An 18,016-nucleotide genomic window follows, 5' to 3' on the forward strand; every position below is an offset into this window, starting at 1 on the left:
TCAAGCGCCTTCGACGAGCCGCATCACGATGCGTCTCGCCGACTCGAGATGCGCGACCGTCATCGAGCGTGCCGCCCGCGCATCGCGTGCGCGGCACGCCTGCAGAATCGCTTCGTGCTCGACCTGGAACGACGGCGTATCGGCGAGCAGCGTCGTCTGCAGGCGCTCGTAACGTTCGACCTGGCTGCGCAGTTCGGCAATCGACTTCAGCTGCCGCGCATTGCCGCAACCCGCATACAGCAACGCGTGGAATTCGCGATTCAGTTCGCCCTGCCGGCGCGGCACGCTCGCGTCGCCGAGCAGGCGATGCACGAGTTCGGCGCGCGCGAGCGCCTCGTCGTCCAGACGTTTCACGCTCCGGTAGATCGCGTCGCCTTCGAGCAGCACGCGAAGATCGTAGATGTCCTGCACGTCGGACACACTCAGCATCCGCACGACGGCGCCGCGATTCCTGAAGATATCCAGCAATCCTTCGCGTTCCAGCCGCTGGATCGCCTCGCGCATCGGAATCCGGCTGATGCCGAACCGTTCGGCGAGATCGCGCTCGACCAGCCGTTCGCCGGCCGAAAGCTCGCCGTTGATGATCATGTCGCGCAGCGACGCTGCGACCGCGTCCGCCGTGGAGTCGAGTTTGGCTTCCATGCCTGCGTGTTTCGTCGATTTGGAATAATGGTATACCAAATGGCCATCCAGTGCCACAATGGCGGCCAGGCAGGCGGATGCTGCAAAACGGCATCCGACACGGTCGAGGCAACCGACATCAATGGAGAGCGAGATGGCAGCAGGCGAGCACAAATATCGCGTCGCGGTGGAGTGGACGGGCAATCGCGGCACCGGCACGTCGGGGTATCGCGAGTACGGGCGCGATCACGTGATCCGGGCGGGCTCGAAGCCGGATATTCCCGGTTCGTCGGATCCGGCGTTCCGCGGCGACGCGTCGCGCTGGAACCCCGAAGACCTGCTGCTTGCGTCGGCATCGGCGTGCCACAAGCTCTGGTATCTGCATCTGTGTTCCGAGGCCGGCATTCGCGTGCTGGCCTATGCCGACAACGCCGAAGGCACGATGCTCGACGGCGCCGGGGAAGGCCGTTTCACCGAAATCGTGCTGCGCCCGCACGTGACCATCCGGGCCGGCGACGATCGTGAGCTGGCCGGGCATCTGCATCACGATGCGCATGCGAAGTGCTATATCGCGAACTCGGTCAATTTCCCGATCCGCTGCGAACCGGTGATCGAGTCCGCCGCGGCGTAGGGAACCCCCGCCGCATCGTCACGGCGCGACGCCGTACACCTCCCGCGCAGCCGCGCGAATCGCGTCGGCCATCACCGCGACGGCCGGCGAATGGAGCCGGTCGGTGCGCGTGATGATCCCGAAATCGTCCATCCGGCAATCCATTTCCAGCGGCAGCACCGTGACGATCCCGTGCCGCGCGTAGTAGTGCGCGACGTCCTCGGCCAGCACCGCGATCATGTCGCTCTGTTCGAGCAACTGCGTGATGAACAGCAGCGCCGCCGTCTCGACGAGGTTCGCGGGCGGCGCAAGGCTCGCGCGCTGGAACACGAGCTCGAAGCGGTGGCGCAGCACGCTGCCGGCCGGCGGCACGACCCACGCGGCGCGCTGCACGTCGGCGAGCGACAGCGGCGCGTGCGCGAGCAGCGGGTGGCCGGGCCGCACGACGGCGGCCACCGACTCGCCGGTCAGCGGCTCGTAGCGCAGGCGCAGCTTGTCGTGTTCGGCGGAGAGCCGGCCGAGCACGATGTCGATCTTTTCCTGCGCGAGATGTTCGAGCAGCACGTTGCTGGTGTCGATCTCGACCGACACGTGCAGGCCCGCATGCGTGCCCTTCACCGCGGCGACGGCCGGCGGCACGAGCCGCAGCCCGGGCGACGTGATCGCGCCGACCGCCACGTGGCCGAGATGGCCGGCCTTCAGCGCGGCCAGCTCCTCGTGCGCCTGGTCGAGGCTGCCGAGCGCCGCGCGCGCATGGCGGATCAGCGCGTCGCCGTAGAGCGTCGGCCGCATCCCGCGCGGCAGCCGCTCGAACAGCACCGCGCCGATCGATTCCTCGAGTTCGCGCAGCAGCTTCGACGCGGCCGGCTGCGTCATGTTCAGCGCGGCGGCCGCGCGATGAATGCTGCCTTCGTCGGCGAGCGCGACGACCAGCAGGAGCTGGCGCGTCTTCAGGCGGCCGCGGTTTCCCCACGGACTGGCTTCGGGCATCGTACGGGTTTATATCGATATTGGAATCGATATCGTAATCGCCAAAAACGTCATTAGCCAGTTATCAAAATTCTGCCTAGACTGCGCCGGTATCCCGTCACCACAGGACTGACGATGTCGGCAACAAAACCCAGGCTGCGCTCCGCGCAATGGTTCGGCACGAACGACAAGAACGGCTTCATGTACCGGAGCTGGATGAAGAACCAGGGCATTCCCGATCACGAGTTCGACGGCCGGCCGATCATCGGCATCTGCAACACGTGGTCCGAACTGACGCCGTGCAACGCGCACTTCCGCAAGCTCGCCGAGCACGTGAAGCGCGGGATCTCCGAGGCGGGCGGCTTCCCGGTCGAGTTCCCGGTGTTCTCGAACGGCGAATCGAACCTGCGGCCGTCGGCGATGCTCACGCGCAACCTCGCGTCGATGGACGTCGAGGAGGCGATCCGCGGCAACCCGATCGACGCGGTCGTGCTGCTCGCCGGCTGCGACAAGACGACGCCCGCGCTGCTGATGGGCGCGGCGAGCTGCGACGTGCCGGCGATCGTCGTGTCGGGTGGCCCGATGCTGAACGGCAAGCTGGAAGGCAAGAACATCGGGTCGGGCACGGCCGTATGGCAGCTGCACGAAGCGCTGAAGGCCGGCGAGATCGACCTCCATCACTTCCTGTCGGCCGAAGCCGGCATGTCGCGCTCGGCCGGCACCTGCAACACGATGGGCACCGCGTCGACGATGGCGTGCATGGCCGAGGCGCTCGGCGTCGCGCTGCCGCACAACGCGGCGATTCCGGCCGTCGATTCGCGTCGCTACGTGCTCGCGCACATGTCGGGCATCCGCATTGTCGAGATGGCGCTCGAAGGGCTCGTGCTGTCGAAGGTGCTGACGCGCGCGGCGTTCGAGAATGCGATCCGCGCGAACGCGGCGATCGGCGGCTCGACCAATGCGGTGATCCACCTGAAGGCGATCGCGGGCCGCATCGGCGTGCCGCTCGAACTGGAAGACTGGATGCGCATCGGCCGCGACACGCCGACGATCGTCGACCTGATGCCGTCGGGGCGCTTCCTGATGGAGGAGTTCTATTACGCGGGCGGGCTGCCGGCCGTGCTGCGCCGCCTCGGCGAAGGCGGGCTGCTGCCGCATCCGGACGCGCTGACGGTGAACGGCAAGTCGCTGTGGGACAACGTGCGCGAAGCGCCGAACTACGACGACGAAGTGATCCGCCCGCTCGACCGGCCGCTGATCGAGGACGGCGGCATCCGCATCCTGCGCGGCAACCTCGCGCCGCGCGGCGCGGTGCTGAAACCGTCGGCGGCGAGCCCCGAACTGCTCAAGCATCGCGGCCGCGCGGTGGTGTTCGAGAACCTCGACCACTACAAGGCGACGATCAACGACGAAGCGCTCGACATCGATGCGAGCTCGGTGATGGTGCTGAAGAACTGCGGGCCGCGCGGTTATCCGGGCATGGCCGAGGTCGGCAACATGGGACTGCCGCCGAAGCTGCTGCGCCAGGGCGTGAAGGACATGGTGCGGATTTCCGATGCGCGGATGAGCGGCACCGCATACGGCACGGTCGTGCTGCACGTCGCGCCGGAAGCGGCCGCCGGCGGGCCGCTCGCGGCGGTGCGCAACGGCGACTGGATCGAGCTCGACTGCGAGGCCGGCACGCTGCATCTCGACATTCCGGACGACGAACTGCAGCGCCGCCTGTCGGACGTCGATCCGACCGCCGCGCCGGGCGTGGCCGGCCAACTCGGCAAGGGCGGTTACGCGCGGCTGTATATCGATCACGTGCTGCAGGCCGACGAGGGGTGCGACCTCGACTTCCTGGTCGGCACGCGCGGCGCGGACGTGCCGAGCCATTCGCATTGAGCGGCAGGCGGCGCGACGTGCGCCGCCGGTTGCGGACCTTCCCGGTCCGCGCTTCGTGAAACCGTGAACGCAAGACGGCCGGTCGCTACCAGGGCCGGCGCAGGACGCGAAACATGACATCGAGCAGCACGCCGCGTTACCGCGGCATCTTCCCCGTCGTCCCGACGACGTTTACCGATACCGGCGAGCTCGATCTCGCGAGCCAGAAGCGTGCGGTCGACTTCATGATCGATGCCGGCTCCGACGGGCTGTGCATCCTCGCGAACTTCTCCGAGCAGTTCGCGATCACCGACGACGAACGCGACGTGCTCACGCGCACGATCCTCGAACACGTCGCGGGCCGCGTGCCGGTGATCGTCACGACGTCGCACTACAGCACGCAGGTGTGCGCGGCACGCAGCCTGCGCGCGCGGCAGCTCGGCGCGGCGATGGTGATGACGATGCCGCCGTATCACGGCGCGACGTTCCGCGTGCCGGAAGCGCAGATCTTCGACTTCTATGCGCGCGTGTCCGACGCGATCTCGATCCCGATCATGATCCAGGACGCGCCCGCGAGCGGCACCGCGCTGTCCGCGCCGTTCCTCGCGCGGATGGCGCGCGAGATCGAGCAGGTCGCGTACTTCAAGATCGAGACGCCGGGCGCGGCGAACAAGCTGCGCGAGCTGATCCGGCTCGGCGGCGACGCGGTTGAGGGGCCGTGGGACGGCGAGGAGGCGATCACGCTGCTGGCCGATCTTCACGCGGGCGCGACCGGCGCGATGACGGGCGGCGGCTTTCCGGACGGCATCCGGCCGATCCTCGAAGCCTTCCGCGAAGGGCGGCACGACGACGCGTTCGCGCATTACCAGACATGGCTGCCGCTGATCAATCACGAGAACCGCCAGTCCGGGATCCTCACCGCGAAGGCGCTGATGCGCGAAGGCGGCGTGATCGCGTGCGAGCGGCCGCGGCATCCGATGCCGGAACTGCACCCGGACACGCGCGCGGAACTGCTCGCGATCGCGCGGCGGCTCGATCCGCTCGTGCTGCGCTGGGCGCACTGAGCGATTCGCGAAGGAGACACGCACGATGAGTGATCGGATTTCGCTGGGCGTCGTCGGGATCGGCAAGATCGCGCGCGACCAGCATCTGCCGGCGATTGCCGCCGAACCGGGCTTTGCGTTGACCGCGTGCGCGAGCCGCCACGCGGAAGTCGCGGGCGTCCGCAACTATCAGGACCTGCGCGCGCTGCTGGCCGCCGAGCGCGAGCTCGACGCCGTGTCGCTGTGCGCGCCGCCCCAGGTGCGCTACGCACAGGCCCGCGCCGCGCTCGAAGCCGGCAAGCACGTGATGCTCGAGAAACCGCCGGGCGCGACGCTCGGCGAAGTGGCCGCGCTGGACGCGCTCGCGCGCGAACGCGGCCTCACGCTGTTCGCGACCTGGCATTCGCGCTGCGCGAGCGCGGTCGAGCCCGCGCGCGCATGGCTCGCGACGCGCACGATCCGCGCGGTGCAGGTGCGCTGGAAGGAGGACGTGCGGCGCTGGCATCCGGGGCAGCAGTGGATCTGGGAGCCGGGCGGCCTCGGCGTGTTCGACCCCGGCATCAACGCGCTGTCGATCGTCACGCGGATCCTGCCGCGCGAGCTCGTGCTGCGCGAGGCGACGCTGTTCGTGCCGAGCGACGTGCAGACGCCGATCGCGGCCGACCTCGACTGCGCGGATACCGACGGCGTGCCGGTACGCGCGGAATTCGACTGGCGGCACGGCCCCGTCGAGCAATGGGAGATCGCGGTCGACACGGCCGACGGCGTGCTCGCGATCAGCCGCGGCGGCGCGCAATTGTCGATCGCGGGCGAGCCGATCGAGATCGGGCCGGAACGCGAGTATCCGGCGCTGTATGCGCACTTCCATGCATTGATCGCGCGCGGCGAAAGCGACGTCGACGTGCGGCCGCTGCGGCTCGTCGCCGACGCCTTCCTGTTCGGCCGGCGCGTGCAGACCGACGCGTTCGGCCGCTGAACCCGCGCGCGTCGGCACGACGCGCGTCCGACGAATCTTTACGGCACACATCACGGCACCCGCCGATACCAAGGAGACATCCCATGAACCGCACGACTCACACGATTCGCCGACATACCCTGCGCGCGCTCCTCGCCGCGCTCTGCATCGCGCCGCTCGGCATGCAGGGCGCCGCGCGCGCCGACGCGCCGCTGAAGATCGGTTTCCTCGTGAAGATGCCCGAGCAGGCGTGGTTCATCAACGAGCAGAACGCGGCGTCCGCGCTCGGCCAGAAGGAGAACTTCTCGGTCGTGAAGATCGGCACGCCGGACGGCGAGAAGGTGCTGGCCGCGATCGACAACCTCGGCTCGCAAGGCGCGCAGGGCTTCGTGATCTGCGCGCCGGACGTGCGTCTCGGGCCGGCGATCGCGTCGCGCGCGAAGCGCTACAACATGAAGTTCGTGACGGTCGACGACCAGCTCGTCGATTCGAGCGGCAAGCCGCTGCCGAACGTGCCGCACCTCGGGATGTCGGCGACCAAGATCGGCAACCAGGTCGGCCAGGCGATCGCCGACGAGATGAAGCGGCGCGGCTGGAAGCCCGAGGAAGTCGGCGCGCTGCGGATCACCAACTACGAACTGCCGACCGCGAAGCTGCGCACCGACGGCGCGACGCAGGCGCTGCTCGCGAACGGCTTCCGCAAGGAGAACATCTTCGATGCGCCGCAGAAGACGACCGACGACGAAGGCGGCTTCAGCGCGGCGGCGCCGGTGCTCGCACGCCATCCGAACGTGAAGAAATGGGTCGTCTACGCGCTGAACGAGGAAACCGTGCTCGGCGCGGTGCGCGCGACCGAGCAGCTGCACATCCCGGCGGCCGACGTGATCGGCGTCGGCATCAACGGCGCGGGCGAGGCGTTCGCCGAATTCCAGAAGAAAGAGCCGACCGGTTTCTACGGGACGATCGCGGTCAGCTCGACCAACCACGGCAAGGACAGCACGCAGAACCTCGTCGACTGGATCCGCAACGGCAAGACGCCGCCGGCCGACACGCAGACGAGCGGCAAGCTGATGACGCGTGCGAACTGGCAGGCCGTGCGCGCCGAACTCGGTATCTGAGCGGGCGAGGCGAGAACGCGATGACGATGCAGACGATGACGGCCGTGCCCGGCCACGACGCCGAAGCGGGCACGCCGCCGGACGGCCCGCTGCTCGCGCTCGACGGCATCACCGTGACGTTCCCGGGCGTACGTGCGCTCGATGCGGTGTCGCTGTCGGTGCGCGCGGGCGAAGTGCACGGGCTGATGGGCGAGAACGGCGCGGGCAAGTCGACGCTGCTGAAGGTGCTGTCCGGCGTGAACCAGCCGCAGGCCGGCACGCTGACGCTGAACGGCACCGTCCAGCGCTTCGCGTCGACGCGCGCGGCGCTCGAGGCCGGCATCGCGATCATCTACCAGGAGCTGCATCTGGTGCCCGAGCTGACGGTCGCGGAGAACCTGATGCTCGGGCAATTGCCGAGCCGGCTCGGCGTGGTCGACGAGCGCACGCTCGCCGCGCGCGCGCTCGATGCGCTGGAGCGGCTCGGCGAGCGCATCGACCCGGGCATTCCGGTGAAGTATCTGTCGATCGGTCAGCGGCAGATGATCGAGATCGGCAAGGCGCTGATGCGCGATGCGCGCGTGATCGCGTTCGACGAGCCGACGAGTTCGCTGTCCGCGCGCGAAACCACGCAACTGTTCCGGATCATCCGTGCGCTGCGCGCGGAAGGGCGCGCGATCATCTACGTCACGCACCGGATGGAAGAGGTATACGAGCTGTGCGACCGCGTGACCGTGTTTCGCGACGGCCGCCGCATCGACACGTTCGATTCCGTCGCCGATCTCGACCGCGACCGGCTGATCGGCTGCATGGTCGGCCGCGCGATCGAGGACGTCTACGGCTATCGCCCGCGCACGGCCGGCGACGTGCTGATCGAGGCGAAAGGGCTGGCGGGGCCCGGCCTGGCGGAACCCGTGTCGTTTACCGCGCGGCGCGGCGAGATCGTCGGCTTCTTCGGGCTCGTCGGCGCGGGCCGCTCGGAGCTGATGAAGCTGCTGTACGGCGCGGTGCGCCCGAGCGCGGGGCACGTCGAGCTGAACGGGAAGCGCGTCGCATTCGGGAGCCCGCGCGACGCGGTGCGCGCCGGCATCGCGCTGTGCCCGGAAGACCGCAAGCAGGAAGGCATCGTCGCGATCGCGTCGGTGGCCGACAACCTGAACATCAGCGCGCGCCGCCATTTCAGCCCGGCACGCGTGCTGCTCGACGGGCGGCGCGAGCGCGAGCTTGCACAAAGCTACATCGAGCGGCTCGCGATCAAGACCCGCGACGGCGACACGCCGATCGGCGCGCTGTCGGGCGGCAACCAGCAGAAGGTCGTGCTCGCGCGCTGGCTGGCCGAGCGCATCGACGTGTTCCTGATGGACGAGCCGACGCGCGGCATCGACGTCGGCGCGCGCGCGGAAATCTACAACCTGTTCTACGAACTCGCGGAAGCGGGCCGCACGGTGATCCTCGTGTCGAGCGATCTGGCCGAGGTGATCGGCGTGTCGGACCGCATCGTCGTGATGAAGGAAGGACGGATCGCGGGCGAGGTCGCGAAGGCGCATGCGACGCCCGACACGCTGATCAAGCTCGCGCTGCCGCGCTAGCGGCGAGCAGTCAACCGGAAAGCAACCGATATGAGCCAGGCAATGCAACCCCAACGCACTTCCCCGTCCCCCGATGCCGCCGCCGTGCCCGCACGCGCGCGCGGCGGCGTGTGGCAACTGATCAACCGCTCCGGCATCGTGATGGTGTTTCTCGTGCTGTTCGCGGTGCTGTCGTTGACCGTGCCGGACTTTCTCACGCCGCGCAACATCCAGGGTCTCCTGCTGTCGGTCACGCTGATCGGTTCGATCGCGGTGACGATGATGTTCGTGCTCGCGCTCGGCGAGGTCGACCTATCGGTCGCGTCGATCGTCGCGTTTTCCGGCGTCGTCGCGTCGACGCTGATCACCGCGACGCACAGCGTCGTGCTCGGTATCGCGGCCGGCGTGCTCGCGGGCGGCGCGGTCGGGCTCGTGAACGGCGTGCTGATCGCGCGCTACAGGATCAATTCGCTGATCGTCACGCTCGCGATGATGGAAGTCGTGCGCGGGCTCGCGTTCATCACGTCGAACGGCGATGCGGTGATGATCTCCGAGGAGCGCTTCTTCGATCTCGGCGGCGGGTCGTTCCTCGGCATCTCGTATCCGATCTGGAGCAACATCGTCGGTTTCGTCGTGTTCGGCTTCCTGCTGCGCAAGACGGTGTTCGGCAAGAACGTGCTGGCCGTCGGCGGCAACGGCGAGGCCGCGCTGCTCGCGGGGCTGCCGGTGATGCGCATCAAGATCACGGTGTTCGTGCTGCAGGGGCTCGTGACCGGCTTCGCCGGCGTGATGCTCGCGTCGCGCATGAGCCTCGGCGACCCGAAGACGTCGGTCGGCCTCGAACTCGGCGTGATATCCGCGTGCGTGCTCGGCGGCGTGTCGCTGACGGGCGGCGTCGCGACGATCTCCGGCGTGCTGGTCGGCGTGCTGATCATGGGCGCGGTGCAGGATGCGATGAGCCTGCTGAACGTGCCGACCTTTTACCAATATCTGATACGCGGCGGAATTCTGTTGCTCGCGGTGCTGTTCGACCAGTATCGTCGCAACCAGCGGCGCGCGATGAAGATCTGACCGGCAGCGCGGCCGCCCGCGAACGCGACGGTCATTCGCGACAGATATCGGGAGACGGCATGCAACAGACTCATCCGGCCGCGCACGCGACGCTGCTGGCAGACACCCGCAACACGCTCGGCGAAGGCGCGACGTGGTGCGACAAGGCCCGCGCGCTGTACTGGGTGGACATCGAAGGCGCGCAACTGTGGCGCTGCCGCGCGGACGGCACCGACCTCACGCCGTGGGCGATGCCCGAGCGGCTCGCGTGCTTCGCGCTGACCGACGATCCGGACGTGCTGCTCGTCGGGCTCGCCACGCATCTCGCGTTCTTCGACCTGCGCAGCGGCGCGTTCACGCGGATCGTCGACGTCGAGCCCGATCTGCCGACGCGCCTGAACGACGGGCGCTGCGATCCGTCCGGCGCGTTCGTGTTCGGGATGAAGGACGAAGGCGCCGAGCCGCCGCGCGCGGTCGGCGGATTCTACCGGCTCAATGCGGACCTCACGCTCGAACGGCTCGCGTTGCCGCCGGCCGCGATCGCGAACAGCATCGCGTTTTCGCCGGACGGCTCGACGATGTACTTCTGCGATTCGCTGGTGCGCGAGATTTTCGCGTGCGATTACCGTGCGGGCGGCGACGTTGCGAACGTGCGGCCGTTCGCGCGGCTGACCGATGCGGACGGCGACCCGGACGGCTCGACGACCGATCGCGACGGCGGGCTGTGGAACGCGCAGTGGGGCGGCCGGCGGGTGGTGCGCTACGGGTCGGACGGGATCGAGACCGATCGCGTCGACGTGCCGACCGCGCAGCCGAGCTGCGTCGCCATCGACGGTGAAGGCCGGTTGTACGTGACGAGCGCACGCGTCGGGCTCGGCGACGATGCGCTGGCGAACGATGCCGCCGCCGGCGGCGTGTTCGTCGCCCGGACCGGCTACGCGGGGCTGCCGACCGCGCGGTTCTTGGGCAAGCCCGCGAACTGAGCGCGCCGGTGCGGCTGGGGCGGGCGGCGGCGCGGTCGGTCGGGCCGCCACGCGCTGCCGGCCGCCGTCACGGCCGGACGGGTCACGACTGCCGCGCGGCCTGCAGCCCCAGCAACGCGACCGCGTTGTCTTTCAGAATCAGCGAATGCACGTCGGGCCGGAACCCGGCGCCCTGAAAATCCTCGAGCCAGCGGTCCGGCCGGATCAGCGGAAAGTCGGACGCGAACAGCACCTTGTGCCTGAGCAGCGTGTTCGCGTATTTCACCAGCTCGGGCGAGAAGTACTTCGGCGACCATCCCGACAGGTCGATGTAGACGCTCGGCTTGTGCAGCGCGATCGACAGCGCCTGCTCCTGCCATGGCCATGAAGGGTGCGCGATCACGATCTTCATGTCCGGGAAGTCGACCGCGACGTCGTCGAGGTGAATCGGTTCGGAATACTTCAGACGCAGCCCGCCGCCGCCGTGCATCCCCGATCCCATCCCCGAATGCCCGCTGTGGAATACGGCCGGCAATCCGTATTCCGCGATCACCTCGTAGATCGGATAGGCGAGCCTGTCGTTCGGGAAGCATCCCTGCATCGTCGGGTGGAACTTGAAGCCCTTCACGCCGTGCTCGTCGATCAGGCGGCGCGCCTCGCGCGCGCCGAAGCGGCCCTTGTGCGGGTCGATGCTCGCGAACGCGATCATCACGTCGGCGTTGTCCCGCGCGAATTGCGCGATTTCCTCGTTCGGAATCCGCCGCCGGCCGATGTTCGTCTCGCAGTCGACGGTGAACATCACGAAGCCGATCCGGCGCTCGCGGTAATACGCGATCGTCTCCGGAATGGTCGGCCGACGGCCCTGCTTCAGCACGGTGCCGAAGTACTTGTCGGCCGCGTCGTCGAATGCCTTCGCGAACAGGTCCGGCGGCTGGCAGCACGACACCTCGGCATGCACGTGCGTGTCGATGGCGATCAGGTTGTCGATGTCCAAGCGTGTCTCCTCATGTCGTGATTCGTCGGCCGGCACGGCGCGAAATCGGCTGTCCGGGCCCGTTTAGGGGTTTGTCCGGAGCCGCTTCCATTCTACTTTACATATCAGGTTACCTGATAGTAAATTGGTCGCGAGTCGCACAGGGCGGCATCGTCATTGGAGAACGAAAATGGGTTACGAAGGGCGCTGGAAAACGGTGAAGGTCGAGGTCGAGGGCGGGATCGCATGGGTGACGCTGAACCGTCCGGACAAGCGCAACGCGATGAGCCCGACGCTGAACGCGGAGATGATCGACGTGCTGGAGGCGATCGAACTCGATGCCGAGGCGCAGGTGCTCGTGCTGACCGGCGAGGGCGACGCCTGGACGGCCGGGATGGACCTGAAGGAATATTTCCGCGAAGTCGACGCGGGCCCGGAAATCCTGCAGGAAAAGATTCGCCGCGACGCGAGCCGCTGGCAGTGGCAATTGCTGCGCATGTATGCGAAGCCGACGATCGCGATGGTCAACGGCTGGTGCTTCGGCGGCGGCTTCTCGCCGCTCGTCGCGTGCGACCTCGCGATCGCGGCCGACGAAGCGGTGTTCGGCCTGTCGGAAATCAACTGGGGCATCCCGCCGGGCAACCTCGTCAGCAAGGCGATGGCCGACACCGTGGGCCATCGCCAGGCGCTCTACTACATCATGACCGGCGACACCTTCACCGGCCCGCAGGCCGCGCAGATGGGGCTCGTCAACAAGAGCGTGCCGCGCGCGCAGCTGCGCGACGAGGTGCGCGCGCTGGCCGCGAAGCTGCTCGACAAGAACCCGGTCGTGATCCGTAACGCGAAGCACGGCTTCAAGCGTTGCCGCGAGCTGACCTGGGAGCAGAACGAAGACTACCTGTACGCGAAGCTCGACCAGGCGAACTACCGCGATCCGGAAGGCGGGCGCGAGCAGGGCCTCAAGCAGTTCCTCGACGACAAGAGCATCAAGCCGGGCCTGCAGGCGTACAAGCGCTGACGCGCGCCGCCGCACGCAACCGGATCCGAGTGGAGACACGGAAATGCACGAAGTGAGTTTGTTGATCGACGGCGTGTCGCGCGGCGCGTCGGACGGCGGGACCTTCGACCGGATCGATCCGGCGACGGGACAGGTGGCGTCGCGCGCCGCCGCGGCGACGCTTGCCGACGCGGACGCCGCGGTCGCGGCAGCGGCGCGCGCATTCCCCGCATGGGCCGCGCTCGCGCCGACCGAGCGCCGTCGGCGGCTGCTCGCGGCGGCCGACCGGATGGACGCGCGCGCGGGCGAATTCATCGAAACCGGCCGCGCGGAAACCGGTGCGATGGCGAACTGGTACGGCTTCAACGTGATGCTCGCGGCGAACATGCTGCGCGAGGCGGCCGCGATGACCACGCAGATCGACGGCGCGGTGATCCCGTCGGACGTGCCCGGCAGCCTCGCGATGGCCGTGCGCCAGCCGTGCGGTGTCGTGCTCGGGATCGCGCCGTGGAATGCGCCGGTGATTCTCGCGACCCGTGCGCTCGCGATGCCGCTCGCCTGCGGCAACACGGTGGTGCTGAAGGCGTCGGAGGGGTGTCCGGGCGTGCACCGGCTGATCGGCAGCGTGCTGCACGACGCAGGGCTCGGCGACGGCGTGGTCAACGTGATCACGCATGCGCCGCGGGACGCGCCGGCGATCGTCGAGCGGCTGATCGCGAACCCGGCGGTGCGCCGCGTGAACTTCACCGGTTCGACACGCGTCGGCCGCATCGTCGCGACGCTCGCCGCGCAGCACCTGAAGCCGGCGCTGCTTGAACTCGGCGGCAAGGCGCCGGTGCTCGTGCTCGACGACGCCGATCTCGACGCGGCGGTCGAGGCGGTCGCGTTCGGCGCGTTCTTCAACCAGGGGCAGATCTGCATGTCGACCGAGCGCGTGATCGTCGATCGCAAGGTTGCCGATGCGTTCGTCGAACGGCTCGTCGCGAAGGCACGCACGCTGAAGGCCGGCAACCCGGCCGCGCCGGGCGTCGTGCTGGGCACGCTCGAAAGCGCGGCCGCCGCGCGGCGGATCGCGGCGATGGTGGACGACGCGCGCGCGCACGGCGCCGCGCTGCCGCTCGGCTGTGAAGTCGACGGCGCGGTGATGCAGCCGACGATCGTCGACGGTGTCACGCGCGACATGCAGCTGTATGCGGACGAATCGTTCGGGCCGGTGGTGACCGTGCAGCGCGTCGACGGCGACGCCGCCGCGCTCGCGGCCGCGAACGACAGCGAGTACGGGCTGTCGGCGGCGGTGTTCAGCCGCGATATCGCGCGCGCGATGCAGGTCGCGAAGCAGATCGAATCGGGCATCTGCCACATCAACGGGCCGACGGTGCACGACGAGGCGCAGATGCCGTTCGGCGGCGTGAAGGCAAGCGGCTACGGCCGGTTCGGCAGCAAGGCGTCGATCGCCGAGTTTACCGACCTGCGCTGGATCACGGTCCAGACCACGCCGCGTCACTACCCGATCTGAGCAGTCCCGGGCGCCGCGGCGCCCCCGTTAAGACAACGACACAATGAAGTCTCCGCCCGGCGCGCGTACGCGCGCGGGGCGGAACCGACCGGAGACAGAACTTGGATGCGGATCCGACCCAACTGCGCGACGCGGCTGCCGCACAGCGCGTTCCCGCCGGCTATCGCCCCGTGGCGATCGGCACGGCACCGCCGGAGATCGTGCAACGCGACGGCTGCTGGACCTTGCGCGCGACGACCCCGCTCGGCGCGTATCCACACCGGCTGACCGACCGGCTCGCGAGCGGCGCGCGCGCGCATCCGGACCGCTGGCTGGCCGCGCGGCGCGGGCCCGACGGTACGTGGATCGGCATCACGTATGCGCAGATGCTCGAGCGCGCCCGCGCGATCGGCCAGGCGCTGCTCGATCGCGGGCTGTCGGCCGAGCGGCCCGTCGCGATCCTGTCGGGCAACGACCTCGAACATCTGCAACTCGCGTTCGGCGCGATGTGGGCCGGCATTCCGCATGCGCCGCTGTCGCCCGCGTATTCGCTCGTGTCGAGCGATTACGGCAAGCTGCGCCACGCGCTCGCCGTGCTCACGCCGGGGCTGGTCTTCGCGTCGGACGGCGCGGCGTTTCGTGCCGCGCTCGACGCGGCGGTGCCGCCTGATGTCGAGCGCGTGGTCGTGTCGGCACCCGACGGGATGGACGGCGTCACGCGTTTCTCGTCGCTGCTCGACACGACACCGGGCAGCGTCGATGCCGCGCACGGTGCGATCACCGGCGACACGATCGCGAAATTCCTGTTCACGTCGGGGTCGACACGGCTGCCCAAGGCGGTGCCGACCACGCACCGGATGCTGTGCAGCAACCAGCAGATGCTGCTCGAGACGTTTCCGCAGTTCGGTCTGGAGCCGCCGGTACTGGTCGACTGGCTGCCGTGGAATCACACGTTCGGCGGCAGCCATAACGTCGGCATCGCGCTGTACAACGGCGGCACGCTGTACATCGACGACGGCAAGCCGGTCGCCGGCAAGTTCGGTGAGACGCTGCGCAACCTGCGCGACATCGCGCCCACCGTGTATTTCAACGTGCCGAAGGGCTGGGAAGAGCTGACCGCGGCGCTCGAGACGGATGCCGCGCTGCGCGAAACCTTCTTCTCGCGCGTGAAGATGTATTTCTTCGCGGGCGCCGGACTGTCGCAGGCCGCGTGGGACCGGCTCGAGCGCGTGACGCTCGCGCACTGCGGCGAGCGCATCCGGATCATGGCGGGCCTCGGGATGACCGAGGCCGCGCCATCGTGCATGTTCACCACCGGGCCGATGTCGGGAGCCGGCTACATCGGCCTGCCCGCGCCCGGCTGCGACGCGAAGCTGGTGCCGGTCGACGGCAAGCTCGAGGCGCGCTTTCGCGGGCCGAACGTGATGGCCGGTTATTGGCGCGCGAGCGGCGACGACGCGCGCGAGGTATTCGACGAGGAGGGCTACTACCGCAGCGGCGATGCCGTGCGTTTCGTCGATCCCGCGCGACCGGAGATCGGCCTGATGTTCGACGGGCGCATCGCGGAGGATTTCAAACTGTCGTCCGGCACCTTCGTGAGCGTCGGGCCCATGCGCGCGCGGATCGTATCGAACGGCGCGCCGTACGTGCAGGACGCGGTCGTCACGGGGATGAACCGCGACGACGTCGGCGTGATGATCTTCCCGCGCATCGACGATTGCCGTCGCCTGGCCGGCGCGGCACCGGATGCCGATGTGCGCACCGTCCTGCAGGCGCCCGCGGTGCGAGCGTTCTTCGCGGACCTGCTCGAGCGCCTGAACCGCGACGCGACCGGCAGCGCGACGTTCGTCACGCGGCTGTGCGTGCTCGATACGCCGCCTTCGCTCGATCTCGGCGAAGTCACCGACAAGGGCTCGATCAACCAGCGTGCGGTGCTCATGCACCGTGCGGCGGTGGTCGACGGGATGTACGAGCCGGGCGCGGCCGACGCGGGCGTGATCGTCGCCGGCACGGCGTACCGGGCATGAGGTGCGCGCGATGAGCAACGCGTATTGCGCGCCGTTGCGCGACATGCTGTTCGTGATCGGCGAATGGCTCGATGCGCCGGCGCTGTGGCGCCGCGTGCCCGACTGGGCGGAGCTCGACCTGTCGACCGCCGGGCAGGTGCTCGACGAAGCCGCCCGCTTCGTGGTCGAACGCATCGCGCCGCTCGATTCGACCGGCGATCTCGAGGGCTGCCGGTTCGACGGTACCGGAGTGACGATGCCGGCGGGCTTTCGCGATGCGTACCGCGACTACGTCGACGCCGGCTGGCCGACGCTGGCGCTCGACGCCGATTGCGGCGGCCAGGGGCTGCCGCATCTGCTCGACGTCGCGCTGCAGGAGATGCTCGCGGGGGCGAACCATGCGTGGCTGATGTCGCCGGGGCTCACGCACGGCGCGGTGGCGTGCCTGCGCGCGCACGGCGGCGAGCGCCTGAAGCGCGACGTGCTGCCGAGGATCGCGAGCGGCGAGTGGCTGACGACGATGTGCATCACCGAGCCACAGGCGGGCAGCGATCTCGGCCTGCTGCGCACGCAGGCAGTGCCGGACCCGGCCGCCGACGGCTACCGGATCAGCGGCAGCAAGCTGTTCATCACCGGCGGCGAGCACGATCTGACCGACAACATCGTGCACCTCGTGCTCGCGCGGCTGCCCGATGCGCCGGCGGGAACGAAGGGGCTGTCGCTGTTTGTCGTGCCGAAGTGGCTCGACGCGCCGGGCGGCCGCGTGCGCAACGGCGTCTGGTGCGACGGCGTCGAGAAGAAGATGGGGCTGAAGGCAAGCCCGACCTGCACGATGCGTTTCGACGCGGCCGCGGGCTGGCTCGTCGGCGAGCCGCATCGCGGGCTCGCATCGATGTTCGTGATGATGAACGCGGCGCGCCTGCAGGTCGCCATGCAGGGTGTCGGGCATGCGCAGAGCGCATGGCAGGCCGCGTCGGCCTATGCGCGCGAGCGCGTGCAGGGCAGGGCGGCGCCGATCGCGCAACACGCCGCGATCCGCCGCATCCTGCTCGATGCGCAGGCGATCGTCGAAGGCGAGCGCGCGATCGGCTACTGGATCGCGCACTGGCTCGACGTCGCCGCGCACGATCCGCAGCCGCCGGCGCGGCTCGCGGCGTCGCGGCTGGCATCGTTGCTCACGCCGGTTGCCAAGGCGTTCTTCACCGCGAACGGCTTCGCGGCCGCGTCGAACGCGCTGCAGGTATTCGGCGGCTACGGTTACGTTCACGAATACGGGATCGAACAGACGGTGCGCGATTGCCGCGTGTCGATGCTGTACGAAGGGACCAACGAGATCCAGGCGATCGATCTGCTGGTGCGCAAGGTGCTGGGGGATCGCGGCGAGGCGCTGCACGCGCTGCTCGAGTTGATTCGCGCGGAAGCCGCGCAGGGCGTCCAGGCGGCAGCGGACGAGCGGGTGAGGGACGCCGGGGCGCGCGTCGCCATGCTGTGCGCGGAGCTCGAGCGCGTGACGGCCGGCGTGATCCGCGCGAGCGAGCACGATCCGGATCTGCCCTACCGGGTCGCGGACGACTATCTCGCGCTGGTCGGCTGGCTGCTGCTCGCGTTCGCGTGGGCGCGCACGCTGCGCATCGTCGGCGATTCGCCGGGAGACGATTCGTTCCGTGCGGGCAAGCGCGCGGTCGGCACCTACTTCTTCGACTATCCGCTCGCGGCGTTCGCACACCGGCTCGCGCTGGTGGACGCGGGCTGCCGCGCGGCGTTGCCGGTTGCCGCGGCATAAGGTTTGTCCGAGCCGGGCGTG

15 protein-coding genes are annotated in these 18,016 nt (G+C 69.0%); 12 read left to right on the forward strand and 3 right to left on the reverse strand.

Going from position 1 to position 18,016, the window contains the following annotated elements:
- Entirely contained in the window at window positions 1-642 is a 642-nt protein-coding gene (locus G3N62_RS09145; RefSeq protein ID WP_034187589.1) for a GntR family transcriptional regulator, read from the reverse strand.
- Window positions 643-775: 133 nt separating this feature from the next.
- On the opposite strand from G3N62_RS09145, the gene G3N62_RS09150 reads away from it, so the two are divergent.
- Complete coding sequence (locus G3N62_RS09150) at window positions 776-1,252, forward strand: OsmC family protein (RefSeq protein WP_034187590.1); 477 nt, start codon at window positions 776-778, stop codon at window positions 1,250-1,252.
- Between the two features lie 18 nt (window positions 1,253-1,270).
- Here G3N62_RS09150 and G3N62_RS09155 read toward each other — a convergent pair whose 3' ends face one another.
- Window positions 1,271-2,221, reverse strand: a complete 951-nt coding sequence (locus G3N62_RS09155) for a LysR family transcriptional regulator (protein WP_034187591.1) — start codon at window positions 2,219-2,221, stop codon at window positions 1,271-1,273.
- 114 nt (window positions 2,222-2,335) lie between these two features.
- Here G3N62_RS09155 and G3N62_RS09160 point away from each other — a divergent pair, with 114 nt between their 5' ends.
- The 7 genes from G3N62_RS09160 to G3N62_RS09190 all read left to right on the forward strand — a co-directional run bounded on the left by G3N62_RS09160 (window position 2,336) and on the right by G3N62_RS09190 (window position 10,762).
- On the forward strand, window positions 2,336-4,087 hold the full coding sequence (locus G3N62_RS09160; RefSeq protein WP_034187592.1) for an IlvD/Edd family dehydratase: 1,752 nt from the start codon (window positions 2,336-2,338) through the stop codon (window positions 4,085-4,087).
- A gap of 113 nt (window positions 4,088-4,200) precedes the next feature.
- Window positions 4,201-5,130 (forward strand): dihydrodipicolinate synthase family protein, encoded by a 930-nt coding sequence (locus tag G3N62_RS09165; RefSeq protein ID WP_034187593.1) that lies wholly within the window; start codon window positions 4,201-4,203, stop codon window positions 5,128-5,130.
- 25 nt (window positions 5,131-5,155) lie between these two features.
- On the forward strand, window positions 5,156-6,085 hold the full coding sequence (locus G3N62_RS09170) for a Gfo/Idh/MocA family oxidoreductase (protein ID WP_124670760.1): 930 nt from the start codon (window positions 5,156-5,158) through the stop codon (window positions 6,083-6,085).
- 83 nt (window positions 6,086-6,168) lie between these two features.
- Window positions 6,169-7,182 carry an arabinose ABC transporter substrate-binding protein gene (locus G3N62_RS09175; protein WP_034187595.1) on the forward strand — a complete coding sequence of 338 codons (1,014 nt, stop codon included), beginning with the start codon at window positions 6,169-6,171 and terminating at the stop codon, window positions 7,180-7,182.
- A gap of 20 nt (window positions 7,183-7,202) precedes the next feature.
- The gene (gene araG, locus G3N62_RS09180) at window positions 7,203-8,750 is read left to right on the forward strand and encodes an L-arabinose ABC transporter ATP-binding protein AraG (protein WP_034187596.1); all 1,548 of its coding nucleotides are present in this window, start codon (window positions 7,203-7,205) and stop codon (window positions 8,748-8,750) included.
- Between the two features lie 30 nt (window positions 8,751-8,780).
- Complete coding sequence (gene araH / locus G3N62_RS09185; RefSeq protein WP_034187597.1) at window positions 8,781-9,800, forward strand: L-arabinose ABC transporter permease AraH; 1,020 nt, start codon at window positions 8,781-8,783, stop codon at window positions 9,798-9,800.
- A gap of 59 nt (window positions 9,801-9,859) precedes the next feature.
- A complete protein-coding gene (locus G3N62_RS09190; protein WP_124670759.1) occupies window positions 9,860-10,762 on the forward strand; it encodes an SMP-30/gluconolactonase/LRE family protein in 903 nt (300 codons plus the stop codon).
- A gap of 82 nt (window positions 10,763-10,844) precedes the next feature.
- Here G3N62_RS09190 and G3N62_RS09195 read toward each other — a convergent pair whose 3' ends face one another.
- The gene (locus tag G3N62_RS09195; RefSeq protein ID WP_124670758.1) at window positions 10,845-11,735 is read right to left on the reverse strand and encodes an amidohydrolase family protein; all 891 of its coding nucleotides are present in this window, start codon (window positions 11,733-11,735) and stop codon (window positions 10,845-10,847) included.
- Window positions 11,736-11,904: 169 nt separating this feature from the next.
- On the opposite strand from G3N62_RS09195, the gene G3N62_RS09200 reads away from it, so the two are divergent.
- The 4 genes from G3N62_RS09200 (at window position 11,905) to G3N62_RS09215 (ending at window position 17,995) form a co-directional block, all read left to right on the forward strand.
- Entirely contained in the window at window positions 11,905-12,732 is an 828-nt protein-coding gene (locus G3N62_RS09200) for a p-hydroxycinnamoyl CoA hydratase/lyase (RefSeq protein WP_021163522.1), read from the forward strand.
- A gap of 43 nt (window positions 12,733-12,775) precedes the next feature.
- A complete protein-coding gene (locus G3N62_RS09205) occupies window positions 12,776-14,227 on the forward strand; it encodes an aldehyde dehydrogenase (protein ID WP_034187600.1) in 1,452 nt (483 codons plus the stop codon).
- Window positions 14,228-14,328: 101 nt separating this feature from the next.
- The gene (locus G3N62_RS09210) at window positions 14,329-16,233 is read left to right on the forward strand and encodes a feruloyl-CoA synthase (protein WP_124670757.1); all 1,905 of its coding nucleotides are present in this window, start codon (window positions 14,329-14,331) and stop codon (window positions 16,231-16,233) included.
- Window positions 16,234-16,243: 10 nt separating this feature from the next.
- The gene (locus G3N62_RS09215; protein ID WP_124670756.1) at window positions 16,244-17,995 is read left to right on the forward strand and encodes an acyl-CoA dehydrogenase; all 1,752 of its coding nucleotides are present in this window, start codon (window positions 16,244-16,246) and stop codon (window positions 17,993-17,995) included.
- The last annotated feature ends 21 nt before the right edge of the window (window positions 17,996-18,016 follow it).

The organism is Burkholderia sp. Tr-20355, from assembly GCF_017104685.1.
GTDB lineage: Bacteria > Pseudomonadota > Gammaproteobacteria > Burkholderiales > Burkholderiaceae > Burkholderia > Burkholderia seminalis.